This window comes from Aphanothece sacrum FPU1, from assembly GCF_003864295.1.
GTDB lineage: Bacteria > Cyanobacteriota > Cyanobacteriia > Cyanobacteriales > Microcystaceae > Aphanothece_B > Aphanothece_B sacrum.
In genome coordinates this window covers 71,216-84,893 of sequence record NZ_BDQK01000007.1, presented here as the reverse complement: position 1 = coordinate 84,893, position 13,678 = coordinate 71,216, and the positions used below count along the sequence as shown (strand labels likewise).

Sequence of the window (13,678 nt, the reverse complement as noted above, 5' to 3'; positions counted from 1 at the left end):
TTAAAGTAGGGGTAAAATACATTTTTAATCCCCTACAATAGTTTAAAAGTAAGCTATAAATTTTGTTATCATTGACAGCAAAATTATTCAACGAACTATTTTATATTTATTATTTTTCTAATCTTTCCTTAAGAAAGTTTTGACTAATTTTAAGCTATACTAACAGAATATAACCATTAAACTTATGCCTATGTTACCTATTCGAGAATGTGTTCGTCAAACCCCAGGTTATGTACCTGGAGAACAACCGCAAACAACTGATTATATTAAACTTAATACGAATGAAAACCCCTATTCTCCCCCTCAAGAAATTTTCGAGGGACTACAACAAGAATTAGAAAAAGTTAGATTATATCCCGATCCTGTTTCTACCAAATTACGAAAAGCTGCGGCTCAAGTTTTTGGTGTTTCTCCTGAGAATATTCTAGCCGGAAACGGCTCTGATGATATTTTAAATATTGCTTTACGAACATTTGTTAATCCTGGAGAAACCGTTGCATTTTTAGACTTAACTTATTCTTTGTATGATACGATTGCTAGGGTACATGGGTCATCCATTATTGAAATTTCTCTTAATCATAATCTTGAATTAGATCAACCTCTTATTTGTTCAGAAGCAAAGCTTATTTTTCTTGCTTCTCCTAACCCTCCTGTGGGTAAACACCTTAACAGAGAGTATTTAGAAAAAACTTGTGAAGAAGCAACAGGAGTCGTTTTAATTGATGAAGCTTATGTAGATTTTTCTGAGGATAATCACTTAGATTTTATTCATAAATATGACAATGTAATTATTTCTCGTACCATGTCTAAAAGTTATAGTCTGGCCGGAATGCGAGTCGGATTTGCCATTGCTTCTCCTGCTATTATTGAACAAATGGATAAAGTAAGAGATTCTTATAATTTAGATCGTCTGGCTCAATTTTTAGGGGCTAAAGCGTTTGAATTTCAAGACTATTATCAGCAAATTTGGCAACAAGTTTGTCAAACTCGTAACCGTCTCATTACTTCTCTGAGAAACCTAGAGTTTTTAGTATTTGACTCTGACTCTAATTTTGTCCTTGCTTCTCCTCAATGGATGACAGCTTTAGACCTTTATACTAAATTAAAAGAACGAAAAGTATTAGTGAGACACTTTAAACATCCTCTCATTAATAATTATGTAAGAATCACGATTGGTACAAATACACAAATTGATCGTCTTTTAGAAGAAATTGGGAACCTAAAAAATGACAAATGAACAATTAGCTACTAAAATAAAATTAGCTAATAAACTCGCCCAAGCATCAGGAGATGTGATTAAAAAATATTTTCGTCAACCTAACCTTGTTACTGAAACGAAAATTTTTGAACGATCTTCTATTGTGACTATTGCTGATCGTGAAGCAGAAGATGCCATGGTTGATCTAATTAGAAAAGAAGCTCCCCAAGATGGTATCATTAGAGAAGAAGGAGAAAATATTCCTTCTCAAAATGGTTATTATTGGGTACTTGATCCCATTGATGGAACGTCTTCTTTTGTAAAAGGCTTACCTATTTTTGGGACTTTAATTGGATTAGTTAATCTTGACGAGAATATAACCTTATTAGGCTGTGTTAATCAACCTATTTTGCAAGAAAGATGGTTAGGAATAAAAGGACATTCTCCCTACTTAAATGGACAAGTATTTGAGAACCCTTATTCTCAACAAATAGACAGTCAAATAAAAGATGCTTGTTTAACTTCTACTACCCCTCTAATGTTTGTCACTCCACGTCAACAAGCGATCGCGTTAGAATTACAAAAAGTCTGTAAACGTACGGCATTTGGAGGAGATTGTTATAATTATGTCTCTTTAGCAACTGGTTGGAGTTCGATGCCAATGGTCATACTCGAATCAGATTTGAAATATTATGATTTTTGCGCCTTAATTCCCATTATAGAAGGTGTTGGGGCCATCATAACAGATTGGTCAGGAAATCCTTTAAATAGTCAATCAACAGAAGTTTTAGCCACTTCTAATTCTATGTTACATCAACAAGCATTAAAGATTATCGCACAAGGGACTAATGTATAATTTATGTAGGGGCAAGGCATTAGAAAATCATTTACACCCCGACAAAATATTAATACTTCGCCTTGCCCAACACAGCCAGGACAGGTTTATCAGGGGAAATAGGTTGAACTGCACCTCTTTTTCCTTGAGAAAAGTCATAATTATATTTCATTATATTTGTCCTAAATAAATTGCGGTTTCTTTAGTTTTGTGATACGAGTTGATTAGCTCAATTTGATTAGGAGTTACGGCAATTATCCTATATCCTTGATTATTCTCATCTAACACTTCTAATAAATAACCTTTTTCTTCTTTATTTTGAAAATGCTCAACAATAATAGCTGAACAACCTTTGTTTAAATTATAGTTAGGTAAATCGGTGGTTAATCTAACTTCTGAGAATAGAGGTAATTGCATGATAAACTCCTTATTAATTAGGTAGTAAAGTAACAAATCTCGTTTCTTTAGTTTCTTTATCAATAATCCAAAAGTACGAAAAATTATCACTCCGAACTCCTAACCAATCTCATTCAGCATTATCTGATAATTATTTTGTACATTAATTGTCCAAGGATGGTCTTTTCCTAACACCTTGCTTAAGGGTTCATTAAAGTCATCATTAAATGTGTTATGTTACTACTAGATTGTTTGCTGCTAATTTGGTGTATTAGGATTGGCGGTTTGTTGAGTTTCGTGCCTCAACCCAACCTACAATCTATAAATGTGGAACTGGCATCTTGCCCGTTAAGGGGTATTCACAGGCAAGATGCGGCGTGCCACATTTTAAGTCCTAATTATTGTAACCAAGGACTAACATCAACACTCAATGTGTGACCAAAATTCAACAGGGGACACAGTTGAGAAGGTGTCCAATGACAAGTAGCATCACTATTTTGCTGATCATTGTTGTTAAGACATTGAGGAATAATTTGTTGATAGAGGAAAGAGTAATAAAGTTCTTGCGCCTTATCTAAAGATAGTCCAAGATTTAATTGTTTTCCTACCTCAATAATCTTACTCAATCTCTCAATTTGACTGTTAATCTCATCGGGATCACTCTTGTATAAAATCTGAGAAAGATTTTGTAAAATTAGAGTTTCTAGAGTGTTTTTAGCATCAGGAATCTCTAAATTACAACACAAATTATTAGCTTCAGTTGCGATCGCTTCTAACTCACTTAAATGAGTGTCAGTTTTTTGAGGGTTATGGATAGTTTCTGCTAAAGCTTGAACAGTGATTAAACAGCGATGAGATAGGGCAATTTCAGCAGCTACTTGTAACTCTTTAGGAACAGGTAATTCATCCCGTTGAAACGCCACTAAAATGCTATAATTATCTCGATAAACTTGGGTATAAAGTTGATCAAGTTGTTTCTTAGTTTTAGTCATCAACAAATTCATCATACGCTGACGTTCTTCCGCAAACAGGTGTTGTAAACTAAAAGATTGTTCCCCAAATAGTTTACCCATAGTTAAAATAGTTTGGGCAGCACTAGCTTGTTTAAACACTTCAAATAGCTTTTCTTTGACCTCTGTATAAGCCAAACGTCCGACAAAAGGTTGAATACAACAATGGAAGTCCCAACCCCCTAAATGTAAGACAGCAAAAACAAAATGATGACTTTCCCAAGTGATTTTTGAGGTCAAACGTAGTTGTCCTACCGCTACGGTTAAAGCCCCCATATTTTGCTTTTGATAGTCTAACTGTTGAGTCTCATAACAGTAAACCTGTTGTTGGGGAGAATAAGAACTAAACAGAGAATTAATAGCATAATGGGCCGCCACTTGATTAAAATCAATTTGAGCAGAAATTACCAAATGACGATAAACATCCGCCCCATTTTGATAAGTTTTAACATTACTAGGGGCCCAGGAAAGACGGGAAATAAATTCTTCTTCTAAGTTGGCCCCAGCCACTTCTCCAGCTAATTGTAAAGCGCGGGCTGCATAACGTAAAATTTGAGTTCCTTCGGGGCGAGAAATTTCTTCAAAAAACCAGCCACAACTGGTATACATTAACAAAGAATGTCTTTGTATTTCTAACAAACGTAAAGCATCAATTTGTTCAGCAGGAGAAAGAGGATGATGTTGATGACGACTCAAAAATTCTTCAACAGTTTCGACTGACCGATCTAAAATAACGTTGATGTACTCATCTCTAGCCCGCCAAGGATCATGTAATAATTGACTAGCAGTTTGTTCATAGATAGGAATTAATTGATCCCGTAACCAATTTAATGTATCTCGTAGGGGTCGTCGCCATTTTTGATGCCATTCTCCACCTCCACCGCAACCGCAGTCATCTTGCCAACGATCAACCCCATGAACACAACTCCAAGCGGTAACGGGTTTGAGTTCTACTTCCCAACTGGGAGGACATAAACTTAGATAATGGGCATAATTAGTAACTGTCCAACCTCGTTGAGGAAATTCTACCGTAAAAGCATAGGCTAAACATCTTTCTTTTCCGGTTTTATGATGACCAAAAGTTTCCCCATCGGTAGCTACACTAATAATTTGAGAGGGACGATGATCTCCTTTTACTGCCCGTCCAATACGTGCGGCAAAATGTCCAGAACTCTCTAAAACATCCCCAAAACCCATATCTCCAGAAATGGGCCCATCATAGAAGAAAATGTCAATATAACGTCCATCTTTGATAAAACAACGATAAGGACGGGTAGGATCAATTTGTGCGCCTCCTACTTCATGCCATTGGGGTGATGGTTGTTCTTCTGTGGCAAAAGGACGACACCGTTTTGCTTGAGAAGGAGCTAAAATAATAAAGCTAATTTCTTCATTAATTAATACTTCTAAAGTATCATAATCAACGGCGGTTTCAGCTAACCACATTCCTTCCGGGTTACGTCCAAAACGATTCCGAAAATCCTCTTTACCCCAACGAATTTGAGTATATTTATCTCGTTCATTCCCTAAGGGTAAAATAATGTGATTATATACTTGAGCAATAGCATTTCCATGACCATTAAGACGTTGGCAACTCTTATGATCTGCGTCTATTATACGTTGATAAACTTCCGGATCATGAGACTGTAACCAAGACATTAATGTAGGGCCAATATTAAAGCTTAAATACTCATAATTATTGACAATTCCAATTACTTCTCCTTGAGAATTTAGAACTCTAGAAAAGGCATTAGTGCGATAACATTCATGGTGAATTCTTTCGTTCCAATTATGGAAAGGATAGGCACTTGCTTGTCTTTCAATAGTATCTAAATAAGGATTTTCTCGCGGTGGTTGATAGAAATGTCCGTGAATTGTAACATATACACCAGTGGCAGTGGTTAAAGGATTAATTGTTTCTTGGACAAAATCCGCAGCCGTCGGGGTAGAATGTTCAACAATATAAGTCATAAAAATCTCCAATTAAACCTGTTTATGTCAGTTAAACTGTGATAGATGAGGATGAAAGTTTAGTAAGTTTTGAGGGAATTTATTGATGTAAACGAATGATGACATAATTAATCACAAAAAACACTTCCCTAAAAATTAGTTTACCATAATTTCAGTCTAAATTTTAGGAAATTATGAATTAAACTTTAAGATTTTCTTAATAATTATTCTAGATGTTAAGAAGTGATTTGTTAACAAAAAACTGAGCGAATAGCTTATTAGATAAAACTTGTAGGATGGGTTAGGGCCGCGTAACCCATCACCAGAAGATGATAAATGATGGGTTACGGCACTTGGTTCCCTAAATTTCGGTTATGTTCCTTCAAATAGCTGTGCCTAACCCATCCTACAATCTGCTCCCTACTCCCCACTCCCCTCAAAACCCGTCAAAACAGGTTCGGAAAACTACACTACCTAATAACGACCCCTGACCGTCACTATAGATATGAGTAACTGGATTGATCTTGAGCCTGTTATTTTATGTACTTACAAAAAAACCGATTCCAGTAGTTGTTATAGTGATCTTGGAGTAGATATATGGGAAAAATTGTAGGCATTGATTTAGGTACCACAAACTCTTGTGTGGCCGTAATGGAAGGAGGAAAACCCACCGTAATAGCCAATGCAGAAGGTGCTAGGACTACTCCATCAGTAGTAGCTTATACCAAAAATGGCGAACTCTTAGTAGGAAACATTGCTAAGCGTCAAGCGGTAATGAACACACAAAACACCTTTTATTCGGTTAAACGCTTCATTGGACGTAAACACGACGAAGTAACCACCGAAACCACCGAAGTCTCTTATCAGGTACTACGGGATGGCAATGGCAATGTTAAATTAGATTGTCCGGTTCAAGGCAAACAATTTGCCCCCGAAGAAATTTCGGCCCAAGTCCTGAGAAAATTAGTCGATGATGCCAGTAAATATCTAGGGGAAAAAGTTACTGAAGCAGTAATTACCGTTCCCGCTTATTTTAACGACTCCCAACGTCAAGCCACAAAAGATGCCGGGAAAATTGCTGGAATTGAAGTTAAACGTATTATTAACGAACCAACAGCCGCTTCTTTAGCCTACGGTTTAGACAAAAAAAGTAACGAAACAATCTTAGTCTTTGACTTAGGGGGTGGTACTTTTGACGTATCTATCCTAGAAGTAGGTGACGGTGTATTTGAAGTATTAGCTACCTCTGGGGATACCCACTTAGGGGGAGACGACTTTGACAAAAAAATTGTAGACTACTTAGCCGAAGACTTCAAAAAAAATGAAGGTATCCAACTTCGACAAGATAAACAAGCTTTACAGCGTCTCACCGAAGCCGCCGAAAAAGCCAAAATCGAACTTTCTGGAGTCACCCAAGCAGAAATTAACCTACCCTTCATTACAGCTACTGCTGAAGGGCCTAAACACCTCAATACAACCCTAACCAGAGCTAAATTTGAAGAACTTTGTTCTGACTTAATTGATCGTAGTCGTATTCCCGTGGAAAATGCCATGCGGGATGCCAAAGTCAGTAACAGTGATATTGATGAAGTGGTTCTCGTTGGGGGTTCTACTCGTATTCCCGCCGTACAAGAATTAGTCAAAAAAGTTTTAGGCAAAGACCCCAACCAAAGCGTTAACCCTGATGAAGTCGTAGCAGTAGGTGCAGCCATTCAAGGGGGTGTATTAGCAGGAGAAGTTAAAGATATCCTCCTATTAGACGTGACTCCTCTGTCTCTTGGGGTAGAAACTTTAGGCGGTGTCATGACTAAAATTATTCAGCGTAATACCACCATCCCCAAGAAAAACTCAGAAGTCTTCTCAACCGCAGTTGATGGTCAAACCAATGTAGAAATTCACGTTCTGCAAGGGGAACGGGAAATGGCCAAAGATAACAAAGACTTAGGTTTGTTCCGTTTAGATGGTATTCCTCCTGCGCCTCGTGGCGTTCCTCAAATTGAGGTAACATTTGATATTAATGCTGACGGTATTCTCAATGTTACTGCCAAAGATAAAGGAACAGGAAAAGAACAGTCTATCAGTATTACTGGGGCTTCTACTTTACCTGATCTAGAAGTTGAGCGCATGGTGAAAGAAGCTGAAGCCAATGCTTCTGCCGATAAAGAACGACGGGAGAAAATTGATCGTAAAAATCAGGCTGATTCTTTAGTTTATCAAGCTGAGAAACAACTTAGTGAACTTGCTGATAAAATCTCTGGGGCTGATAAAACTAAGGTAGAAGGATTAATTAAAGACCTCAAAGAAGCGATCGCCCAAGATAATGACGACAAGATCAAAACTTTAACCGAGGAGTTACAACAAACCCTATACAGCATCGGTACGAGTATGTATCAACAAGCTGGAGGCCCCACCGGCCCTACTCCTGGTGCTGATGGTAGTCCCAGTAGCGGTGGTTCTTCTGAGGGTGGAGATGATGTCATTGATGCCGAATTTTCCGAAACCAAGTAACTGATTTTATTCTCTAAAATCGGGACATTTAAGATAGTTTAACTTAATTTATCGGTGTAGAGAGCGTCAATAATGACGCTCTTTTTTTAAGATATAGTTAAGGTCTACAAACAAATGTTGCCTACGCAACCTAGAATGGGTGTCCGCGCAGGCGGACTTAGTCTTTATAGGATCAGACTTGAGTCTGTCATTAATTATTAATTTAGCATAGTTTGTCCGATAGAACCCAAAGATACAGAATGTATGAGCAAAACATGAGAAAATGTCTGCTCTAATTAAATTTTATTTTACAGTAATAAACGCTGATTTTCTTAATATATAACCTCAAACTCTTGACTAAATTCTGGCTCTTTTTTCTCTAGCTCAACCTCAGTTACATTTGCAGTTTTTGTACCTATATAACACCATTTAATCATTTTATCAACCTTTAGTTGATCCCCTTCAAAAACTGCCTCAACACGACCATCACTTAAATTACGCACCCATCCTGTTAGTCCTAATTTTTGTGCTTCTTTTACCGTTGAATAACGATAACCAACTCCTTGAACTTTCCCAGAAATAAACACATGAACACAAATAATTTTGGTATTTATCATGATTTTAATAACTATAATCCTAACTTTTCTAAGATTGGTTTATTTGAAACAACATGACGATTTAAACCTAATTTGTCGGGAGAAATTCCCAAAGCTAATGCAACTAATTGAGGTAAATGTAAGACAGGTAATTTTAATTTTTTGCCGATCACTTTTTCTATTTCTGGTTGTCGAGATTCGAGATTTAAGTGACATAAAGGACAAGGAGTTACTAAACAATCTGCTCCTGCTTCAATGGCTTCTTGAAGATGATTTCCTGCCATCTTAAATGATTGTTCAGTCGCATAACTTGAAAGGGGCCAACCACAACATTGAGTTCTTCCTTTATAATAAATAGGATTAGCACCTACTGTGCGAAAAACATTCTCTAATGATTCAGGTTGAAAGGGATTATCATAAGCAAGATTATCTTGAGAACGTAATAAGTAACAGCCATAAAATGCCGCACAATTTAATCCAGTTAGTTTATTTTTAACTTTTTCTTTAAGTTTATCAAGTCCATAATCTGCTACTAATGCCCATAATAAATGTTTAACTTCTGTGGTTCCTTTATAGGGAGAACAATGTTCTTTTTTTAAGTAACCATTAACTTGTTCAAGGTAAGCAGGATCATTTTTTTGTGCTTCTTTAAGACGTTCATCAACATGACCAATAACCCCTTGACAGGTACTACAATGAGTTAATAGAGGAAGATTAAGAGATTCAGCTAAGGCAATATTACGAGCATTAACCGTATCTTCTAATAGTTGAGAGTCTTCTTTGTAGGTTCCTGAACCACAACAAGCCGCTTTTTTTAACTCAATTAATTCTATATCAAGAGCTTGAGTTAATACAGCAGTAGATAAATACAATTCACTACAGGCTCCTTGAGCAACACAGCCAGGATAATAAGCGTATTTTAGCATTAATTTTTAGGTAGTTGGGAATGATACTGTTTAATCATAACGAATGAATGGTTAGCTATCCTCAAAGTCATCGATTTTTCTTAATAAAATAGGACTGACGCAAGGACACTAAACGTAGGATGTGTTCCCAACGCATCTCACTATTTATAGCGTATTTAACTATTTTTTGCGTAAGTCCTATAAAACCTGAATTGTAGGGGTTTAACAATGTTAAACCCCTACGGAACCTAACCAAAATTTAGAGAACCAAGTGCCGTAACCCATCATATATTATCTTCTGGTGATGGGTTACGCTGCGCTAACCCATCCTACTACAGTTTATCTAATAAGCTTTTTGGGTTTAAGTTAACATCAATGAACATTGTGTTTTGTGCCTACTTTCAAATTAGGAAACACCTGTAGCGGAAGAAAGTTCAATTAACCAACGTACAGTTTGAGGAAATAACATCACAATAACCAAGATAATAAATTGTATAACCATAAAGGGAAGCGCACTTTTATGAATGTCTAGGGTACTCACTTCTTTAGGGGCAACACTTTGTAAATAAAACAGAGAAAAACCGACTGGAGGCGAAATAAAAGCCGTTTGTAAATTAATCGCTATTACTACACCAAACCAGACCATATCAATTCCTAAAGCTTGGGCTGCTGGTACAAATAAAGGCATGGCAATAAAACAAATTTCGATGAATTCGAGAAAAACACCTAACAAAAAAATAGCGATATTACTAACAATTAAAAAGCTGAATTTGCCTCCTGGAAGACCTGTTAATAAGCTAGTAATTAACGTTTTACCCCCTAAGTCATCAAAGACTAAACTAAACAAAGAAGAACAGAATAAAATCATCACAACTAAAGCAGTAATAACCGCCGTTGCGTGGGAAGCATCTTTAATCAGTTGAGGGGTTAATCTTCTATTTAAAAAAGCCAGAAAACAAGCCCCAACTGCTCCGACTGCACCTGCTTCTGTAGGAGTTGCTAACCCAAAGAAAATACTACCTAAAACAATAAAAATTAACAAAATTGGAGGCACAACTGCCTTAAAAATCTGTCTAATTAACGCCTGGCCCTTTAAGGGAATAATTTCTGGAGGTAAAGGGGGTACTTTTTCAGGACTAACGATAGATAAACCCAAAATATAAAGTATGTAAGAACCGGATAACATTAACCCAGGAATCAACGCACCTAAAAATAAGTCACCGACAGAAACCCCTAATTGATCACTGAGAATTACTAATACTAAACTAGGGGGAATTAATTGGGCTAATGTTCCTGATGCAACAATTACTCCTGCTGCTAATTTTTTATCATAACCATAGCGTATCATAACAGGTAAAGATAACATTCCCATGACAATAACTGTAGCAGCAACTACCCCAGTTGTCGCAGCTAAAAGTGTGCCAACAATGACCACAGCTAAGGCAAGTCCTCCCCTTAATCTTCCTAAAATCATGCCGATAGTTTCTAATAATTCTTCAGCTAATCCTGATTTTTCGAGAACTGAACCTAAAAAGATAAAATAAGGGATAGCTAATAAGGTAAAATTAGACATTGTACCGAACCAAACATTCGGTAATAATAATAGTCGGTTGAGATCAAATGCGCCAACAGATAACCCTATTAAACCAAAAAGAATGGCAGTTCCAGCAAAAGAGAAAGCAACAGGATAACCTGTCATTAAAATGAAGAAAAAGCCAACAAACATGAGAATGGCTAACCATTCATAACCCATAATTTTAACCTATTCAATATTAGTATAATCTGATGTTTCTAGACGAATTTGTTCCGCCACTTGTTCATATCCTAATACCACCGCTAAATATTTGATGGCTTGAGAAATACTTTGCAACAATAATAATAATAACCCAATGGGAATCATTGTTTTAATAGGTGCGCGGGGTAAACCATTGGCATCTGATGATATTTCCCAAGTTCCCCAAGTTCCATTGGGTAAATATCCCCAAGACTGTAAAACTGGATTAATTGTTACCCAAATACCCAACAAACAAAAGGGAATTAAAAAGATAATTGTTCCTAAAAAGTCAGCTAATGCTTTTTGTTTTTCAGTCCAGTGAGCATACAAAAAATCAACTCTGACATTTTCTCCATGTTTAAGAATATAAGCAAATCCTAAAAGAAAAGCAATGGAGAATAAATACCATTGTAGTTCAATAAGACGATTAGAAGATAAATTTAGACTAATAAAACGCCCAATATAACGGGCAACAACGTTAAAAAAACCGACCCCAACTGTTAATAGAATAACCCAGTTAGTGAGAAATCCTAAGTTTTCGGTGAAATTGTCGATCCAATGTGCAATCTTAAGCAGCGATCGCATTTGAGGAAATTTTCTTGATTGGTGCATCTAGAAGTTACCAAAAACAGACAATCTATCTTACCAAAAATCTGCCATTAGATGTTAATTGATTTAAGTTTAACGGAAAAAAGACTTAAGAATAATGTTGTCTAAAAAATGGGTACTCAAGGATAATTTAAGATGTTTAAGGATTTTTGCTTAACTTCCTAAACTTCGGTTGTCGTTTTCTCAGTGAAAATGCAACAATAAAAGTATGCCATTTTTCAAGCTGTTTTAGAGAGAGATAGAGGCAATTTTGTCCTATTTTTAGGGGATCTTGTCCTAGATTTATAGGATCTAGAAAACCATTTTAATCACAATTTAAAATGGCCATAGCCGAATTTAATCTTTTATCTGACTTAGGAGTTAATTCATGAACGTAATTATTGAATGGAATAACGTCTTGTTAGAGGCCATTCGTAAAATTGGTGGGGCCCCCTGTCCGATCGCGCGGGCTGGTGCAATGATGCACATTGCCATGTTTGATGTAATTAACAGTTATATCCCTGCTTTTCAGCCTTATTTGTCCGGTTTGCCCACGCCTGATCCTGGAATATCACCCGAAGCGGCGGCTGCTTATGCGGCGCACCAGGTATTAATTAAAGTCTATCCTCAACGTTTTAATGATTTTGATGCGGCCCTTCAGGTTTCTTTAGAAGGAATAGGAACTACCACAGGTGAGACTTTTGGACGTACTATTGGAGATCTGGTCGTTGCTCTGCGCACAGGAGATGGTTCTCAAGCTTTGCCACGCTACACACCAGGGAATAAACCAGGAGACTGGCGACCAACGGGTTCTGGCGATGCTCTAACCCCTCAATGGCCATGTGTAACCCCCTTTACCCCAGGCTTTAATATTACTCAATTTCGTCCTCCCCTACCTGGTAACTATCCTAACAAGGCAGTCATGTTACGCAGTGCTGAATATGCGGCTCAGTTGAATGAGGTGAAACGGTTGGGATCTGCCACATCTCAAGCGCGTACCCCCGAACAAACCCAAATTGCTTTTTTCTGGGCCAATGATATCGATGGAACCTATAAACCCCCTGGTCATCTTTACCGTATTACCCAAATTGTTGCTCAACAACGTAACCTATCTCTCATTGAAACTGCCCGTTTATTCGCCTTGGTGGGTATCGTTTTAGCCGATGCAGGTATTGTGGCTTGGGATGCGAAATATTCCTCTGAGATTGATTTGTGGCGACCAGAAAGTGCCGTTCGTTTAGCTGATACGGATGGGAATTTATTTACCGAAGCTGATCCCAACTGGCAACCCCTTTCTGTCAATCAACAGGGACAACGGTTTAGTCCACCTTTCCCCGCTTATGTCTCTGGTCATGCGACTTTTGGGGCTGCCCATTCAGGTATTATGCGTAACTTTTTTGGCACTGATAATGTGACCTTTACAGCAGATACGGATGATCCGAGTGTGGAAGGGGTTAAACGTACCTTTAATAGTTTTACGGCTGCTGCCCTAGAAAATGCCAGAAGTCGAGTTTATTTAGGCGTTCATTTTCAATGGGATGGAGATCATGGCTTTTTGTCAGGAAGTGCCTTAGCTGATTTTGTTTTTGCTCAGTCTTTGCAACCCGTATAAAAAGCAAGGGTTTTACTAAGAAGACGGGCGGGTTTATGGAACATCTTGGTTATAATCAGGGAAAAAGAACGGGTTTATGGAACATCTTGGTTATAATCAGGGAAAAAGGGCGGGTTTATGGAACTTTTGGTGAGCATCATAACTCCTGTAAAAAACCCGCCCCTACGACTTGAACACTTATGCTATTGGCAAAGTGTTTTTTTATCTCAAAATATGCTGAAAAAAAATTAACTCAATTATTTTTTCCTATCGTGTAAATTTTATGATACGCTACCACTGTATCAACGATTTTGATTAATTAAACAGATCGATTTTGATGTTAGAAAT

At 37.2% G+C, this 13,678-nt stretch carries 10 protein-coding genes; 4 read left to right on the top strand and 6 right to left on the bottom strand.

Annotated features, from left to right (window positions below):
- Positions 1-190: 190 nt before the first annotated feature.
- Both hisC and AsFPU1_RS09035 read left to right on the top strand, forming a co-directional pair.
- Entirely contained in the window at positions 191-1,237 is a 1,047-nt protein-coding gene (hisC, locus tag AsFPU1_RS09040; protein WP_124974187.1) for a histidinol-phosphate transaminase, read from the top strand.
- Entirely contained in the window at positions 1,227-2,054 is an 828-nt protein-coding gene (locus AsFPU1_RS09035) for an inositol monophosphatase family protein (protein WP_124974136.1), read from the top strand. The genes hisC and AsFPU1_RS09035 overlap by 11 nt, the downstream gene beginning before the upstream one ends.
- A 150-nt stretch (positions 2,055-2,204) precedes the next feature.
- Here the strand turns inward: AsFPU1_RS09035 and AsFPU1_RS09030 are convergent, their stop codons facing one another.
- Together AsFPU1_RS09030 and AsFPU1_RS09025 are read right to left on the bottom strand one after the other, a co-directional pair.
- Positions 2,205-2,450 (bottom strand): DUF4926 domain-containing protein, encoded by a 246-nt coding sequence (locus AsFPU1_RS09030; protein ID WP_124974141.1) that lies wholly within the window; start codon positions 2,448-2,450, stop codon positions 2,205-2,207.
- Between the two features lie 377 nt (positions 2,451-2,827).
- Entirely contained in the window at positions 2,828-5,410 is a 2,583-nt protein-coding gene (locus tag AsFPU1_RS09025; RefSeq protein WP_124974143.1) for a DUF3536 domain-containing protein, read from the bottom strand.
- A gap of 576 nt (positions 5,411-5,986) precedes the next feature.
- On the opposite strand from AsFPU1_RS09025, the gene dnaK reads away from it, so the two are divergent.
- Entirely contained in the window at positions 5,987-7,897 is a 1,911-nt protein-coding gene (gene dnaK, locus AsFPU1_RS09020) for a molecular chaperone DnaK (RefSeq protein WP_124974145.1), read from the top strand.
- 311 nt (positions 7,898-8,208) lie between these two features.
- Here the strand turns inward: dnaK and AsFPU1_RS09015 are convergent, their stop codons facing one another.
- From AsFPU1_RS09015 to AsFPU1_RS09000, 4 genes are all read right to left on the bottom strand, one after another.
- Positions 8,209-8,493, bottom strand: a complete 285-nt coding sequence (locus AsFPU1_RS09015; RefSeq protein WP_124974148.1) for an acylphosphatase — start codon at positions 8,491-8,493, stop codon at positions 8,209-8,211.
- An 11-nt stretch (positions 8,494-8,504) separates the two neighbouring features.
- Positions 8,505-9,398, bottom strand: coding sequence for a CoB--CoM heterodisulfide reductase iron-sulfur subunit B family protein (locus tag AsFPU1_RS09010; RefSeq protein WP_124974151.1), 894 nt, complete (start codon positions 9,396-9,398; stop codon positions 8,505-8,507).
- A gap of 385 nt (positions 9,399-9,783) precedes the next feature.
- Positions 9,784-11,130: a TRAP transporter large permease gene (locus AsFPU1_RS09005; RefSeq protein WP_125061085.1), complete on the bottom strand. Its 1,347-nt coding sequence runs from the start codon at positions 11,128-11,130 to the stop codon at positions 9,784-9,786.
- A gap of 9 nt (positions 11,131-11,139) precedes the next feature.
- Positions 11,140-11,763, bottom strand: a complete 624-nt coding sequence (locus AsFPU1_RS09000) for a TRAP transporter small permease subunit (protein ID WP_227875713.1) — start codon at positions 11,761-11,763, stop codon at positions 11,140-11,142.
- Positions 11,764-12,127: 364 nt separating this feature from the next.
- Between AsFPU1_RS09000 and AsFPU1_RS08995 the strand changes: the two genes are divergently transcribed.
- On the top strand, positions 12,128-13,351 hold the full coding sequence (locus AsFPU1_RS08995; protein WP_125061084.1) for a vanadium-dependent haloperoxidase: 1,224 nt from the start codon (positions 12,128-12,130) through the stop codon (positions 13,349-13,351).
- Positions 13,352-13,678 lie beyond the last annotated feature (327 nt).

What these genes read in the sequence shown, in the direction of transcription:
- hisC (WP_124974187.1), top strand. Translation starts at nt 191, where the DNA reads ATGTTACCTATTCGAGAATGTGTTCGTCAAACCCCAGGTTATGTACCT.
- AsFPU1_RS09035 (WP_124974136.1), top strand. Translation starts at nt 1,227, where the DNA reads ATGACAAATGAACAATTAGCTACTAAAATAAAATTAGCTAATAAACTC.
- AsFPU1_RS09030 (WP_124974141.1), bottom strand. Translation starts at nt 2,450, where the DNA reads ATGCAATTACCTCTATTCTCAGAAGTTAGATTAACCACCGATTTACCT.
- AsFPU1_RS09025 (WP_124974143.1), bottom strand. Translation starts at nt 5,410, where the DNA reads ATGACTTATATTGTTGAACATTCTACCCCGACGGCTGCGGATTTTGTC.
- dnaK (WP_124974145.1), top strand. Translation starts at nt 5,987, where the DNA reads ATGGGAAAAATTGTAGGCATTGATTTAGGTACCACAAACTCTTGTGTG.
- AsFPU1_RS09015 (WP_124974148.1), bottom strand. Translation starts at nt 8,493, where the DNA reads ATGATAAATACCAAAATTATTTGTGTTCATGTGTTTATTTCTGGGAAA.
- AsFPU1_RS09010 (WP_124974151.1), bottom strand. Translation starts at nt 9,398, where the DNA reads ATGCTAAAATACGCTTATTATCCTGGCTGTGTTGCTCAAGGAGCCTGT.
- AsFPU1_RS09005 (WP_125061085.1), bottom strand. Translation starts at nt 11,130, where the DNA reads ATGGGTTATGAATGGTTAGCCATTCTCATGTTTGTTGGCTTTTTCTTC.
- AsFPU1_RS09000 (WP_227875713.1), bottom strand. Translation starts at nt 11,763, where the DNA reads ATGCACCAATCAAGAAAATTTCCTCAAATGCGATCGCTGCTTAAGATT.
- AsFPU1_RS08995 (WP_125061084.1), top strand. Translation starts at nt 12,128, where the DNA reads ATGAACGTAATTATTGAATGGAATAACGTCTTGTTAGAGGCCATTCGT.